The sequence below is a fragment of the Micromonospora sp. WMMD737 genome (assembly GCF_049179055.1).
Taxonomy (GTDB): Bacteria; Actinomycetota; Actinomycetes; order Mycobacteriales; family Micromonosporaceae; genus Micromonospora; species Micromonospora reichwaldensis.
On sequence record NZ_JBMHMH010000001.1, the window covers coordinates 3,030,940 to 3,043,633 of the forward strand.

The window sequence follows — 12,694 nt, forward strand, 5'->3', positions numbered from 1 at the left end:
CGGGGTGGTCCTCGTGGATGGGGACAGCGGGGGGCGGCCTGCTTCCTACGGCCGGGCCGCTCCCCGCGCTGCGTCTATGTGTTCGTGCGGTCCTGGTTGATGACGGCGTCAATAAGCGCCAGGTCGCGGTGATCCTTTGGCCGGCCGGTGCGCCGCTTTGAACGGGCGACCTCGGCCAGCGAGGCGAACGGGATACCGCCGTGGTGCTCGGCGGTGGCGATCAGGTGTGCGGTGTCGAAGCCGGGTAGCCACTGGTCGGTGGCTTCGATTTGCAGGCGCACCATCTGCCCGTGTCCGGACGGGGCGGGGACGGGCTCGGACATCGCGGCGAGCCGGTGCCAGGCCGCGCCGCGCGCCACAATGTCCAGGTCGCCGAGCTGGGTGCGTAACCCGTGGGCCAGCAGCGGCCCGGACCCGAACACCACGTAATCAGTGGTGGGGGAGGTCCAGAGCGCGCAGCATCCGGATCAGCGGGTGCCAATCGAGGCCGTTCATGCTGTGATGACAAGGGCGGAGATGAACAGCCACCCGTAGTGCCAGGACTGGTCGAGGGCGTACAGGCCACCCCCGCGCTCCAACCAGTTCGCGTCCTTGCCGATCTGGTCGGCGAGCCACCGTAGCGGCGTGCGCCGGTCGGCGATGTAGTGGCTGACCGCACTGATCGCAAGACCGGCGATCAGCGGCACCGGATCAGGTCGCCATCCGGTCGCCAGGCCGAGCACCGCCAACGTGACCAGGGCGGTGATGGTGTAGGTGGTGACGTGCGACGCGCACGCCAACCGTCCAACCCAACCGGCTTCACCCTTGTTGTCGGCCTCCCACTTGGTCTGCACCCAGTGTGGTCGGCGACCTGGTGGGCAGCGAACAGGGCGACGAACACGGCCGCAGCAGCGCCCATGCTGGCAGCGACGGTGGCGCTCACAGCTTGATGCCCAACGCGCGGGCGACGGCGACCCGGTCGGAGCGGGTGGCGTCGAGCTGGGTGGCGAGCTTCGGCAGCAGCACGTCGACACCGACACCAACAACGCTGTCGTGCACGAGCACGCTGGTGTAGAGGGCCTGCTGGTTGTCGGTGAGGGCACCGATCGAGTCACCGGTCAGGCGTGCCCACAACCGCATCACGCGTCGTCTCATGATGGTTCCTTCCGGGTCAGCGGCCGGTGGGCCGCAGCGCGAGGTACGTGGTGGCGGCTCCGGCGGCGAACATGCCGAGGCCGAAGAGTGCGGCGCCGACGGCGCTTCGCGTGGACTGCCGGCCCTGCGCGGCGACCCGGTCGGCGTGCTCTTGCTCGGCGCGTTCCCGGCCCCGCCGGTGGGCGCGGGCGATCCGCTTCGCCTCGGCCAGCACGCGATCCGCACAGAGGCGGCTGACGGTGACTCTGCCGGCCGTGGTGAGCTTCAGCCGGGCCTGGTCCTCGACGCCCACCTTCGCGGTGAGACCGGCGTCGATGGCGGCTCGGGCCAGCCACGACACGTCGATGACCCAGCGGGAGCCGATGGCGACGACCCGGCCGGCGCGGACGGCGATCAGCAGTTCCTCCAGGTCCCCGGCGCTGTGCCCGGCGGGCCGGGTCGCCTCGGCGATCACCTGGGCGACCGCGGCCGTCTTTCCGCCGCCCATCAGCCGACACCCAGCAGGGACGCTGTGATCGCGGCGCGGTCGCTGGTGTGGCGCGACGGCCGGCGGCGCTTCTGCTTGCGCAGCGCCGGCTCGCCGTCGGGCGTGGGGATCTCGACCAGCAGCGGCGGGCGGGTGGCGCGGTCGGCGACCCGGGCGGCCCGACGGGCGATGGGGCTGGTGGTGCGGTCCATGACGTTCTCCTGACGTGGGTTCCTGGACGGCTGGGTGTGTGCAGGCGCGGCCGGCCCCGCCCCGGTTGGCGGGGCCGGCAGGGTGGTGCTGGGGTTCAGGCGGCGGCGCGGGCGGCCCGGTCGGCGGCGAGGCCGGCGGCGAACTCGTCGCGCAGGGTGGCGAGGGTGCGGTCGCCGAACAGGGCGCGGTCGGCCAGGGGCTCGACCGTGTCGAGGGCCCGGTCGACCTCGGCCAGGCGGGGCTCCTGCCCGGCGCGGCCGAGGAGTCCGGCGCGGATGCCGCACAGCCGCTCACGGACCTTCTCGGCGATGTCCTCGAAGCTCATGCCGGCCAGGCCGCCGTCGCGGATGTCGCGGTAGACCTCGACGGCGTCGAGCCGGTTGGAGAACCGGAGGCCGGAGAGGGCGTCGATGCGGTCGGTGCCGGTGCGGGTGAAGGTGTTGAGGGCGATGCCGCCGTCGACAGTGAGGCTGGCAACGAGCCTGAGAGTGCCGTACATCTGGGTGTCGGCGGTGCCGGCCTCGGTGAGCTTGGTGACCATGTCGGGGACCTCTCCCGATTGGGGCTTCCGGGGGTGTTGGTAGCACCGGCCCGGTAGCCGCTAGCGCTTACATCTACCAAGTTATGCGCAGCGTTTGCCCATGTCAACCGACTTGCCCAACGTGTTGGAAACTTTGTTGGGCCTGTGTGATGATCGGGGCATGACCGACCACGAGGCCCGACTACGGGAGAGGGGTGAGGCGTATCAGCGAGCCCGCGACGAGGCTGAGCGGATCATCGCCGAGCCCCGAGATGAACTAGTCCAGGCGGCGCGCGACGCGTACGCCGACGGCGTGAAGAAGGCCGTCATCCAGCGCTGGATGGGCCACGTCTGGTCCGACACCTGGATCGACAAGATCCTGAAGGACGTCCAGCGGCAGACGACCAACCGGCCGGAGTGACCGGCAGCAGAAACAGGTGCGGTCCGGACGGTGCTACCAACACCGCTACCCGGACCGACTCACCCAGAGAGGCCCTGGGCTGTGCAAGAGAGTAGCAACACCACCACGCCAACCAGGCGAACCGCCGACGCGACCGCGACGGGCGGGCAGTAGCTCATGGGGTACGAGCTGCGCCGCGAAGTGCGCGCAATGATCCCGCCGGGACTGCTGACGCCCCTGGAGCGGCTGCTGGTCCTGGAGATCGCCGACGAATGCTGGGACAGCACCCGCGAGGGCTACCCCGGCGCCGACGTCCTCGCCGCGCTGGTCGACCGGCCGGAGCGCAGCGTCGAGGAGACGCTGAAGTCGATCGCGAAGAAGTGGCTGGAACTGCGGGTGGCCCTGGGCACCGACAGGAACGGCAAGCCGGTCTATGCGCATCGGGGGCAGCGGACGACATTCCGGGTGCCGCCGGTGGCGGTGCTGCGCGCCCGGTACGAGAAGGCCACGGGCCTGCCGTGGGTGGAGTCGCCGGCCGCCGCCGTGGTGGAGGCGTCGGCCGGAAAGCCCCCGGGTTTCTCGGGGGCTTCCGATGAGAAGGCCCCGGAAAAGTCGGGGGCTTCCGACGAGCGAAAGGCCCCGGAAATCTCGGGGGCTTCGGCACCGAAAGCCCCCGAGATTTCCGGGGGCATAGGCGAGAAAGCCCCCGGAAAAGTCGGGGGCCTACCACCAACTACCTCCCCAACCCCTACCCCTACCACCAACCCCCCGGAGGTGGGGGCGGCGGAGGCAGCAGCACCCGACGAGCCGACCAACGCCCAGGCGGTCGCCCTCGTCGACCCGTACCGCGACACCCTGACCGTGCCCGACGCCCGCGAACTGACCCGCACCATCGCCGCCGCCCTCCGGCGCGGCTGGACCACCTCCGACGTCGCCGCCGTCCTCGACCGGCCGCTCACCGGCCTCGACGACCCGGGCCGAGGACTGATCGGCCGGGTGCGGAAGCTCGGCCCACCGCCGGCACCGCACGAACGCCCCGACCCTGCCCGCCGGCCCCGCCTCGCCCCCGCCGGCCCGTACCGCAACGAGCCCGACGACGCGTACCTGCGCTGGGTTGAGGGACCCAGCCGAGAACGGGAGCCCGCAGCATGACCACAACCGACCTGGCGACCCTGCCGACCTGCAACACCCACGGCCAGATGACGCTACGGCCCGCCGACCGGCAGAGCGCGGAGCAGCGGTGGTGCGGCACCTGGTACGACTGCGCCGCCCACCGGTGCTTGACGTCGGTGCTGCTGCCTTCGCCGGCCCTGATGGCACAGCTCGCGGAACAGGCGACGCGGGCGGGTGCTCGTTGACGCGCCCGTGCAAGCCGGATAGCTTGGTAGTCATAACAGCTATCAAATTGGAGTCGCCGTGACCGAATCCGCCGAGGTGACCAGCACGCCCACTACAGCGGTAGCCGCCCTGGCCGCCGCGATCGACGCCGTCGGCGTCGCCGACGCCAGCGAGCACATCCGCTCCGCCGACAACCTCGCCCCTTCCCTGCTGTCCCATCTCGACGCCCTCGGATGGCGGCTGGTGCGAGCCGAGACCGACCCGGCCGACGAGCCGTGGACCCACGGCAGCCGGTACGGCCGCGCGCACCGCAGCATCCGGCAGCACCTCGTCGAAGACCACGGGTTCGACTGGCCGACCGTCGCTGCCATGTCCGACGGCGCCGTTCACGGCTGGCACGACGCAGAGCACGGGCAGACGTGGGCGTACGCGAAGGATCTCCCGCACCCGCAAGCCGGCGACGGCTGCCCGCCGACCCCGCCCACGGTCGCCGACGCCGCCGCGCTCGCGGCCGGCGCCCACCGGGGCGTCGTCGACAAGGCCGGACGGCCGTACATCGAGCATCCCGCCCGGGTCGCCGCGATGCTCGCCGAGAACGGCGACCACGCGGCGACGGCCGGCTGGCTCCACGACGTCGTCGAGGACAGCGATGTCACCTGCGCGGACCTACTCGCCGCCGGCTACCCGCCTGAGGTCGTCGCCGCCGTGGACGCGGTCACCCGACAGGACGGCGAGTCGTACTGGGCAATGATCGAACGCGCCCGGCAGGACACCCTGGGCCGGCTGGTGAAGCTCGCCGACAACGCCGACAACAGCGACGAGGCCCGGTTGGCGTTGCTGCCATCCGACGACGCGAAGCGGCTACGGCGGAAGTACCTGCGTGCCCGGCTCGTGCTCACCGCCCCCGAACAGGCGACGACGTGAGCCGGCCAACACCCGGCAAGGTTCGCGCCCTGGTCGAGGCACTGGAGGACGCGGTTACCGACTACGAGCAGGCCGTTGCCGACCCGATGGGCGAGGCGAACGAGGCCGCCCAGGCAGTCGCCGAGGCATGTTTGGCCCTGCGCAAGGCGCGCGGCAGAGTGACCCAGTGAGCAGCGCGTGCCGGACCTGCGGTAACCAGGTCATCCATGCGCGCGAGATCGACGGGCACCAACTCAGTCTCGACGCCACAGCGGTTCCTGACGGGGACGTGGTCATCTACGGGGACCCGGCCGAACCGACCGCCCTGTGGAGTGTCGACCCGGACGGGGAAGAGATGCCGTGGGGGACGGTGATTCCCGCCGGTGCGCCCCGCTACCGCAAACACGCTTGCTGCGACTGCCGCTGCCACCGGCCCGGCGTCCGCGTCCGCCACATGACCCCGTGCTGCCGCCGGCCGGCGAACGGCAACCTGCCCGACCCGGCCACCCTGGTTGCAGCGATGGGGACCGCCGGCTTCACCATCGCCGGACAGGGCCGCTACCACGTCCGTTTCCGCTGGCCCGCCGGCCGACACGATCGGTCCCTGGCCGTGGGCACCGACACCACAGCCCCCGAGTACCCGACGATGGTCGCCGGGCTACTCGCCCAGCTCGAAGACGCCGAACGCGACGGCCAGGCCGCCCGCGCCGTCATCGACATCATCACCACCCGACCGGAGGACCCGCGCGATGACCGTTCCTGACCACATCAAGTGGACGACGCACCGGCCGGTGATCGTCGCCGCCCCCGACTGGCCGGAGATGCCCGAACTGAAGGCGCACGCCGCCGGCCTCGGCGCAGACGTCGAGGTGTCCCGGCACGTCCAGGCGGGGCATCTGCGGATTGTGTGGGTGCCGCACGGCTTCACCGGCTCGGCCGCTGACCGGGTCGCCGTCCAGGGCGTGGAGATGGTCGCAGCGTCAGTCCATGAGGCCCATGACGTGATGCGGCGGTTCGCTGCCGGCGCAGGCCCGACAGCAGCGGCGTTGGGCGTCCTCCTCGGGGAGCCGGCACGGCGGGCACGGGTGTCACGAATGCACGCCGCCTACGCGGCGAAGCGGCGGTGACAGACCCGCAGCTCATGAGCCCCGGCCTCCCGTACGCGGCCGGGGCATCCAGCGGGCCGTCACAGAGCAGCCACGGCAGCCTCGATCTTCTTCGCCTGCGACGGCTTCACCTTCCCGTACACCCGCACCAGCACCCGGCCCTCATCGGCCCGGTAGTGGTACTCCGTGCCCAACATCGGCATCCCCGCCAAGGTGTCCTGGATGTACTTCGCCCGCCGGTCCGCCTCCTTCAAGGTCGGGAACACCTCGATTACCAAGCCCTGCTCGATGGCGTGCTTCTCCGACTTCATGCCCCCCGGCACATACGCGGAGGCCCGCGACGTGTATCCGCCGGGCCGCCCGAGCCGGTTGTTCGGGTCGGTGTCCTCGGTCTGCACGATGCCATCGGTGACGCCGACCTTCGCGGCCGTGAGCCGGCCGAGGACCGCTTTCGCGTCCATCGGTTCGGCGGGCGCCGGAGCGGGCGCGGCGGCCGGACTTCCGCCGGCTGGCGGTGTAGCGGTCGGGCTGCCAGCAGTGTCGGAGCAGCCGGCCGCAGCGAGGGCGACGGTGGCGGCAAGGGCCACGGTGACGAGTCGGGTGCGCATCCGATCGATGGTGCCGGCTGGCGAGCCCACGCGGGAGACACCGACGGCCACGGAGAGTGTCGGGTCACCGACACCCTCATGAGGTGTCGGGCAGAGTGCCCCGCTGCGGGGCGGTCCCCCGCCACGTAGCGGGCCCCTGTGACCGAGCGCCTACCGTCGGTGAACCGGCACGCAAACCGCGAGCCGGATACCACCCTTCAGAGTAGGAACGGAGCATCGTGACCGCCCTCGCCCCCACCCGCACTCTCGTCCCCCTCTACCAGCCCGACATCGAACAGGGCCGCACCACCGACGACCGGCCGTTCGGTCTGACCCTCGCCACCCCCTCCGCCGGCCAGATGCCGGTGCTCGACCTCACCGGCGTTCGCCTCGACCCGGTCACCCAGACCGCCGTCGGCGCGGCCGGCGACATCTGGGCCGGCAAGCAGACCACCCAGACGGTCACCACGAACGTCAAGACCACCCACGACCACCAGTCGTGGCAGGACTCCAACACCGACACCTACCAGGACTGACCGGGGGCCGACGGTGACAATCCTGGTGATCACCGAACCTCACGACGCGACCGCCGACCTGGTCATCTCCGAACTCAACCAGCGCGGCGCGCGGGTGCACCGGGTCGACACCGCCGACTTCCCTAGCGCCCTGGCCGTGGCCGCCCCCTTCGGCGGCCACGGCCAACGGCCGGGCACCCTCACCGACCTGAACCGAGAAACCCGCCTCGACGACATCACCGCCGTCTACTACCGGCGGCCCGGCCCGTTCCGCTTCCCGACCACCCTGGACCCCTACGAGCGACGCTGGGCTGCACAGGAAGCCCGCATCGGATTCGGTGGCCTGCTCACCGCCCTGCCGGCGCGGTGGGTGAACCACCCCCACGCGATGGCCGCCGCCGACTTCAAGCCCCGGCAGCTCACCGTCGCCGCCGACCACGGCCTGACGATCCCGCCGACGATCATCACGAACCGGCCCGAGCACGCCCGCAAGTTCGTCGCCGATGCACCGACCGGGGCCGTCTACAAGCCGTTCCACGCCCGCCCCTACGTTGATACCGACACCCAGCAGGTGATCGCGCTCGCCACCACCCCGGTTACCGCTGACCAGATCACCGACGCGGTCGCCGGCACCGCCCACCTTTTCCAGCACCAGGTGCCGAAGGACCACGAGCTGCGCATCACAGTCGTCGGCGGCCGGCTGTTCGCTGCCCGCATCGACGCCCACTCCGACGCCGCCCGCATCGACTGGCGCACCGACTACGACAACCTCACGTACCGGCCGGTGGAGCTACCCGAGGCGGTCGCTGCGCAGGTGCTCGCCGTGACTCGGACGCTGGGTTTGGTGTTCGCCGCCGTCGACCTCATCGTCACCCCCGACGGAGACCACGTGTTCTTGGAAGTAAACCCCGGCGGCCAGTGGGCGTGGATCGAAGCCGAAACCGCACTGCCTATCGCCGCCGCCATCGCCGACCACCTGGAGCAGTCATGACCCGCACAGTCACCGACTACCGGACTCTCCGGCAGCAGCTCGTCGCCGCCCTCGATGCGTCCGGTCACCTCACCAGCCCGACCGTCGCCGCAGCGTTCGCGTCCGTCGAGCGGCACCTGTTCGCGCCAGCCGTGTACGCCGTCGACGACCGCGGCAACCCGGGCGAGGTGCTGCACGGCGACAACCCGGAGCACCACGACGCCTACCTGAACGCCGTCTACTCCGACACCGCGATCGTCACCCAGATGAGCGCCGACGGCCGGCCCACCAGCTCCTCCACACAGCCCGGCGTGATGGCCGTGATGCTGGAGGCCCTGGACCTGCGGCCGGGCCTGTCGGTGCTGGAGATCGGCACCGGCACCGGCTACAACGCGGCCCTGCTGTCGCAGCTACTCGGCGATGCCCTCGTCACCTCGGTCGACATCGACCCGGGTTTGGTCACCGACGCCACCATTGCCCTCGCCGCCGCCGGCTACCGGCCGAGGGTGGCCGCGGCCGACGGGCTGTCCGGCTACCCGCAGCGCGCCCCCTACGACCGGATCATCGCCACCTGTTCGGTGCGTCGGGTGCCGGCGGCGTGGATCCGGCAGACCCGCCGCGACGGGATCGTGCTGGCGAACATGTCGTTCGGGGTCGCGCCGCTGCGGATCTGCGCCGACGGGTACGGGCACGGCCGGTTCCTGCCGCAGGTCGCCGCGTTCATCGAGGCCCGACCTGCTGACGGCCCTCTCGGACCGACCACCGACCAGATGGTGGCGATGTGCATGGGCGGCACCGGCGACACCAGCATCGGCAGCGCCGAGGACGTCGCCCGGTTCACCGACCCGCAGGGCGAGTTCTTCTGGCGGCTCATGGAACCTGGCGTGTACCACTGCGAGCTGCTACCCGACGGCGAGACGGTGCACTGCCTCGTTGACGCCGGCACCAGCTCGTGGGCTCGGGTGGTGTGCCGGGACGCGACCGTGACGGTGGTGCAAGGTGGACCGCGCAGGGTGTGGGACGACCTGTCGGAGGTGTGTCGCCGGTGGGCGGGAGCCGGTCAGCCGGGACACGACCGGCTTGGCCTGACGGTAGACCGCGACGGCCGACACACGCTGTGGGTGGACCGCCACGACAGCCAGCACTCGTGGCCGCTGGCGTAGCGCTCGACACGCCGCCAACTCGGTAGACATGATGACGACCGTGCTGCTACGGTCCTTCTCAGCACCTCCCGGTGCCCAGTCCAACGGTTACTTCTTTCGGATAAGACAAACACCGCTGGACGCCTTTGATCTCGGGAGGCCACAACTCCAGATGCGGGTGCCCGGTGCCTAGGCTCCGGATACTTCCACTGTCAAAGGAGGAGGTGCGGGTTCAAGCCCCGCCCCCGGCTCATGCCGGGGTAGCTCAATCGGCAGAGCGCCTAATGTTCCCCGTAGCCGCCTTGATCTCGGGCACCCGCACTCTGGATGTTCTCTGGCTCCTCCCCATTCCACGGTAGGAGCCATTTTTCATGTCCAAGTTCAACCGTGTCGCCACACGACCCGCCGCAACATCGCCGGTCGCCACCGCGACCACGCCGACCGCCGTCACCCACGAGGGCGGGCCAGGTTTCGCCCGCGACGCCAAGTCGGAGCTGTTCCTGCTCGCCGTCGCGAACATGGTCAGCGAGAAGACCTTTTACGAGTCGGCGGACGCCCGCGACGACCGGTACGAGGCCCTGATCCAGCAGGTCGCCGTCGCCGACCCGGCGTGGATGCTCGGGTTCATCGGCTGGCTACGCGGCGACGCGAACATGCGCTCGGCGTCGCTGGTCGCCGCGGTCGAGGCCGTCCGGGCTCGGCTCGCAGCCGGCGCTGACGACGGGCCGGTCCGCAACCGGCAACTCATCGCCGCCGCCATGCAGCGGGCTGACGAGCCCGGCGAGCTGCTGGCGTACTGGATGGGCCGCTACGGCGAGCGCATCCCGAAGCCGATCAAGCGTGGCGTCGGCGACGCCGTCGTGCGGCTCTACACACAGCGGTCCCTGCTGAAGTACGACACCGCCAGCAAGGGCCTGCGGTTCGGCCGAGTCCTCGACCTCGTCCACCCGATCGCCGCTTCACCGGAGCAGGGCGACCTGTTCGCCCACGCCCTCAACCGGATGCACGGCCGCGACTCGGTGCTGCCGGCGGAGCTGGGCGTGCTCGTCCGCAACACTGGGCTGCGCAACCGGGTCGCCGCCGGCCACGTCGACCTGCTGCTCGATGCCGACAACCTACGTGCGGCGGGCATGTCGTGGGAGGACGCCCTGTCCCTCGCGGGCAGCCACGTCGACAAGGCCCGCCTGTGGGAGGCCCTGATCCCGTCGATGGGCATCATGGCGCTCGCTCGGAACCTGCGGAACTTCGACGAGGCCGGCGTCAGCGACAAGGTCGCCGCCACCGTCGCGGCCCGCTTCGCCGACCCGGCCGAGGTCGCCAAGTCGCGCATGTTCCCGTTCCGGTGGCTGGCCGCCTACCGGGCCGCGCCGTCGCTGCGGTGGGGCCACGCTCTCGACCAGGCGCTCACCGCGTCGCTGGCGAACGTGCCGGCGCTGCCGGGCCGCACCCTGATCCTGGTCGACGTGTCGGGGTCGATGGCGGACTGCATGTCGGGCCGCTCGGAGCTGAACCGGGCGGACGCGGCCGGCGTGTTCGGCGCCGCCCTGGCGCTGCGCGCGGCCGACCCGACCCTGGTGTGGTTCAACCACACCAGCGGGCAGGTGCAGGTGCCGCGTGGTGGGTCGCTGCTGCGGCTGGTGGAGTCGATCCCGAAGCCGAATGGCGGCACCGAGACCACCGAAGCGGTGCGCCGCTGGCTCCAGGGGCACGACCGGGTCGTCATCATCACCGACGAACAGGCCGGGCACGGCTGGTACGGCGGCAACCCGGCCGACGAGGTGCCGGCGCGCACGCCGCTCTACACCTGGAACCTCGCCGGCTACCAGCACGGGCACGGCCCGTCGGGCGGCCAGTTCCGGCACACCTTCGGGGGCCTCACCGACCAGGCTTTCGGCATGATCCCGCTGCTGGAGGCTCAGCGTTCCTGCGCCTGGCCGTGGGAGCAGACCCAGGAAACTCGGTAGAGGTTATTGCCACCACTCCGCGTGGTGGCGTACCGTCAGTGACGCCAGCGCTACTCGGCAGGCCGCCCGGAGGGACGGAAACTCCGTTGCCGGTCGGCCCGCCGAGAGCCTACGGTTCCACCAACCGATCACCACTGAGGAGCAGCCGGTCATGATGCGCCACACGAGCCCCGAACCGCAGCAGCGCATGTCGCTGCGCGGCGGATGGTGCGCGGCCATCACCGCAGGCTCCGTCGACAACTTCAAGCTCGGTAGGTGGCGCGGCTGACCGCGAGTCCTCAGGACACGGAAGCCGCCCACCCGCAAGGGACCGGGCGGCTTTTTCGTACGGCGAGACAACTGGACATAGGGGTGTAGCTCAGCGGCAGAGCAGCGATCTCCAAAGTCGTGACGCGCAGGTTCGAGTCCTGTCACCCCTGCTCACGCCCCGGACCTTCGGGCCCGGCTCGGCGAAGATCATTGAGAACTCCACAGCGGATGGCATACAAACGACAACCGGCCGGCGGCAGTACACGCCCGCCGCCGGCCGGGGAAGTCGGAATGGGCTTGTGGCGCAGTTGGTAGCGCGCCGCTCTGGCAGAGCGGAGGTCCCCGGTTCGAACCCGGGCAGGTCCACGCACAGGGTGTGCCGCGAATACGTCAGGCTGACCACCTGGCGGGCGGCTGGTCACCGCCCCCGCGTGCAAGCGGGGCAGGCGGCACATCCCAGAGACGGCGCAGACGTACGGCTGCGCAAGCCGTCAGGTCATGACCCCGTTTGACTCGGGGCCGGTGAAGCGGGAACGGGACGGCCGTCCTGTCTCGTGAGCGGGTTCGACTCCCGGCGGACGCCCATGACCTGGCGCACCCTGCTCACCAAGCTCTGACGGCGGAGCATCCGGTTGAAGCCCGGAAGGCGCGTGGTTCGAATCCACGGGTGAGCACGCAAGGGAGAGCGCAGAGGCGATCGAAGCCGGGGACGGAAGCCCCGGCCGAGAGACCCAACGCGCCAGCTCGGTACGCCGGACTTCCGCCGGTGACCAGCTTGGAGGATGCTCCCGGTCGATAGCTCAATTGGGAGAGCACCGCCGTCGAGGCGGGGGTTGCGGGTTCGAGTCCCGTCCGGCCAGGCATGGGCCATTGGAGCTGTCGGCAAAGCTCACTCGGTTCTCAGTCGAGAGATCGTCGGTTCGAGCCCGACATGGCCTACGCACGGCACGCGGTGCTAGCTCACCTGGTAGAGCGCCACGCTTCCACCGTGGAGGCACGGGGTTCGAGTCCCCGGTACCGCTCGACGGGGCAGGGAAGGGGGCGGCGGACGCCGCGAAACCGGCGGTCGGGTTGCGCAGCCCGACCGCCGGCCGGCGCCGGGTCGCTCCCGGCGTCAGCGCGGAAGGTCACCGCCCCTGGTCCCTGCCCCGCCCACCACAACCACCTTCCGGGTTGGGCTGTTGGCA

17 protein-coding genes, 6 tRNA genes and 1 pseudogene are annotated in these 12,694 nt (G+C 70.9%); 17 read left to right on the forward strand and 7 right to left on the reverse strand.

Annotation, left to right across the window (positions count from 1 at the left end):
- Window positions 1–74 precede the first annotated feature (74 nt).
- The 6 genes and pseudogenes from ACN27A_RS12630 to ACN27A_RS12655 form a co-directional block, all read right to left on the reverse strand.
- Window positions 75–425, reverse strand: coding sequence for a hypothetical protein (locus tag ACN27A_RS12630; protein ID WP_421452845.1), 351 nt, complete (start codon window positions 423–425; stop codon window positions 75–77).
- 66 nt (window positions 426–491) lie between these two features.
- Window positions 492–898, reverse strand: a pseudogene (locus ACN27A_RS12635) (DUF3307 domain-containing protein).
- Window positions 899–918: 20 nt separating this feature from the next.
- Window positions 919–1,134, reverse strand: coding sequence for a hypothetical protein (locus ACN27A_RS12640; protein WP_421452848.1), 216 nt, complete (start codon window positions 1,132–1,134; stop codon window positions 919–921).
- Between the two features lie 16 nt (window positions 1,135–1,150).
- Window positions 1,151–1,621: a hypothetical protein gene (locus ACN27A_RS12645; RefSeq protein WP_421452851.1), complete on the reverse strand. Its 471-nt coding sequence runs from the start codon at window positions 1,619–1,621 to the stop codon at window positions 1,151–1,153.
- Window positions 1,621–1,812 (reverse strand): hypothetical protein, encoded by a 192-nt coding sequence (locus ACN27A_RS12650; protein ID WP_421452854.1) that lies wholly within the window; start codon window positions 1,810–1,812, stop codon window positions 1,621–1,623. The genes ACN27A_RS12645 and ACN27A_RS12650 overlap by 1 nt, the downstream gene beginning before the upstream one ends.
- A 95-nt stretch (window positions 1,813–1,907) precedes the next feature.
- On the reverse strand, window positions 1,908–2,354 hold the full coding sequence (locus tag ACN27A_RS12655) for a hypothetical protein (RefSeq protein ID WP_421452857.1): 447 nt from the start codon (window positions 2,352–2,354) through the stop codon (window positions 1,908–1,910).
- A gap of 160 nt (window positions 2,355–2,514) precedes the next feature.
- On the opposite strand from ACN27A_RS12655, the gene ACN27A_RS12660 reads away from it, so the two are divergent.
- The 7 genes from ACN27A_RS12660 to ACN27A_RS12690 all read left to right on the forward strand — a co-directional run bounded on the left by ACN27A_RS12660 (window position 2,515) and on the right by ACN27A_RS12690 (window position 6,101).
- Window positions 2,515–2,754, forward strand: a complete 240-nt coding sequence (locus tag ACN27A_RS12660) for a hypothetical protein (protein WP_421452859.1) — start codon at window positions 2,515–2,517, stop codon at window positions 2,752–2,754.
- Window positions 2,755–2,943: 189 nt separating this feature from the next.
- Entirely contained in the window at window positions 2,944–3,885 is a 942-nt protein-coding gene (locus ACN27A_RS12665; RefSeq protein WP_421452860.1) for a hypothetical protein, read from the forward strand.
- Window positions 3,882–4,091 (forward strand): hypothetical protein, encoded by a 210-nt coding sequence (locus tag ACN27A_RS12670; protein WP_421452862.1) that lies wholly within the window; start codon window positions 3,882–3,884, stop codon window positions 4,089–4,091. Before ACN27A_RS12665 ends, ACN27A_RS12670 begins: the two co-directional genes overlap by 4 nt.
- 58 nt (window positions 4,092–4,149) lie before the next feature.
- Complete coding sequence (locus ACN27A_RS12675; protein WP_421452863.1) at window positions 4,150–4,995, forward strand: HD domain-containing protein; 846 nt, start codon at window positions 4,150–4,152, stop codon at window positions 4,993–4,995.
- Window positions 4,992–5,165 (forward strand): hypothetical protein, encoded by a 174-nt coding sequence (locus tag ACN27A_RS12680; RefSeq protein ID WP_421452865.1) that lies wholly within the window; start codon window positions 4,992–4,994, stop codon window positions 5,163–5,165. Before ACN27A_RS12675 ends, ACN27A_RS12680 begins: the two co-directional genes overlap by 4 nt.
- Window positions 5,162–5,737, forward strand: a complete 576-nt coding sequence (locus tag ACN27A_RS12685; RefSeq protein ID WP_421452867.1) for a hypothetical protein — start codon at window positions 5,162–5,164, stop codon at window positions 5,735–5,737. Before ACN27A_RS12680 ends, ACN27A_RS12685 begins: the two co-directional genes overlap by 4 nt.
- On the forward strand, window positions 5,724–6,101 hold the full coding sequence (locus ACN27A_RS12690; protein WP_421452868.1) for a hypothetical protein: 378 nt from the start codon (window positions 5,724–5,726) through the stop codon (window positions 6,099–6,101). Before ACN27A_RS12685 ends, ACN27A_RS12690 begins: the two co-directional genes overlap by 14 nt.
- A gap of 59 nt (window positions 6,102–6,160) precedes the next feature.
- On the opposite strand, the gene ACN27A_RS12695 is transcribed toward ACN27A_RS12690, so the two are convergent.
- Complete coding sequence (locus ACN27A_RS12695) at window positions 6,161–6,739, reverse strand: hypothetical protein (RefSeq protein WP_421452869.1); 579 nt, start codon at window positions 6,737–6,739, stop codon at window positions 6,161–6,163.
- Window positions 6,740–6,906: 167 nt separating this feature from the next.
- Between ACN27A_RS12695 and tgmA the strand changes: the two genes are divergently transcribed.
- The 10 genes from tgmA to ACN27A_RS12745 all read left to right on the forward strand — a co-directional run bounded on the left by tgmA (window position 6,907) and on the right by ACN27A_RS12745 (window position 12,529).
- On the forward strand, window positions 6,907–7,203 hold the full coding sequence (gene tgmA / locus ACN27A_RS12700; protein WP_421452871.1) for a putative ATP-grasp-modified RiPP: 297 nt from the start codon (window positions 6,907–6,909) through the stop codon (window positions 7,201–7,203).
- 13 nt (window positions 7,204–7,216) lie between these two features.
- Complete coding sequence (gene tgmB / locus ACN27A_RS12705) at window positions 7,217–8,173, forward strand: ATP-grasp ribosomal peptide maturase (RefSeq protein WP_421452874.1); 957 nt, start codon at window positions 7,217–7,219, stop codon at window positions 8,171–8,173.
- On the forward strand, window positions 8,170–9,315 hold the full coding sequence (tgmC, locus tag ACN27A_RS12710) for an ATP-grasp peptide maturase system methyltransferase (protein WP_421452877.1): 1,146 nt from the start codon (window positions 8,170–8,172) through the stop codon (window positions 9,313–9,315). Before tgmB ends, tgmC begins: the two co-directional genes overlap by 4 nt.
- 350 nt (window positions 9,316–9,665) lie before the next feature.
- Complete coding sequence (locus ACN27A_RS12715; protein ID WP_421452880.1) at window positions 9,666–11,258, forward strand: TROVE domain-containing protein; 1,593 nt, start codon at window positions 9,666–9,668, stop codon at window positions 11,256–11,258.
- A gap of 347 nt (window positions 11,259–11,605) precedes the next feature.
- A tRNA-Trp gene (locus ACN27A_RS12720) sits at window positions 11,606–11,677 on the forward strand.
- A gap of 123 nt (window positions 11,678–11,800) precedes the next feature.
- A tRNA-Ala gene (locus ACN27A_RS12725) sits at window positions 11,801–11,873 on the forward strand.
- Window positions 11,874–12,108: 235 nt separating this feature from the next.
- A tRNA-Phe gene (locus ACN27A_RS12730) sits at window positions 12,109–12,181 on the forward strand.
- 115 nt (window positions 12,182–12,296) lie between these two features.
- Window positions 12,297–12,367 (forward strand) — tRNA-Arg (locus ACN27A_RS12735).
- 4 nt (window positions 12,368–12,371) lie between these two features.
- Window positions 12,372–12,446, forward strand: a tRNA-Glu gene (locus ACN27A_RS12740).
- A gap of 10 nt (window positions 12,447–12,456) precedes the next feature.
- A tRNA-Gly gene (locus tag ACN27A_RS12745) sits at window positions 12,457–12,529 on the forward strand.
- The last annotated feature ends 165 nt before the right edge of the window (window positions 12,530–12,694 follow it).

Bases quoted from the DNA above. Each gene is read 5' to 3' on its own strand.
- ACN27A_RS12640 (WP_421452848.1), bottom strand. From the start codon at position 1,134: ATGAGACGACGCGTGATGCGGTTGTGGGCACGCCTGACCGGTGACTCG.
- ACN27A_RS12645 (WP_421452851.1), bottom strand. From the start codon at position 1,621: ATGGGCGGCGGAAAGACGGCCGCGGTCGCCCAGGTGATCGCCGAGGCG.
- ACN27A_RS12650 (WP_421452854.1), bottom strand. From the start codon at position 1,812: ATGGACCGCACCACCAGCCCCATCGCCCGTCGGGCCGCCCGGGTCGCC.
- ACN27A_RS12655 (WP_421452857.1), bottom strand. From the start codon at position 2,354: ATGGTCACCAAGCTCACCGAGGCCGGCACCGCCGACACCCAGATGTAC.
- ACN27A_RS12660 (WP_421452859.1), top strand. From the start codon at position 2,515: ATGACCGACCACGAGGCCCGACTACGGGAGAGGGGTGAGGCGTATCAG.
- ACN27A_RS12665 (WP_421452860.1), top strand. From the start codon at position 2,944: ATGATCCCGCCGGGACTGCTGACGCCCCTGGAGCGGCTGCTGGTCCTG.
- ACN27A_RS12670 (WP_421452862.1), top strand. From the start codon at position 3,882: ATGACCACAACCGACCTGGCGACCCTGCCGACCTGCAACACCCACGGC.
- ACN27A_RS12690 (WP_421452868.1), top strand. From the start codon at position 5,724: ATGACCGTTCCTGACCACATCAAGTGGACGACGCACCGGCCGGTGATC.
- tgmC (WP_421452877.1), top strand. From the start codon at position 8,170: ATGACCCGCACAGTCACCGACTACCGGACTCTCCGGCAGCAGCTCGTC.
- ACN27A_RS12715 (WP_421452880.1), top strand. From the start codon at position 9,666: ATGTCCAAGTTCAACCGTGTCGCCACACGACCCGCCGCAACATCGCCG.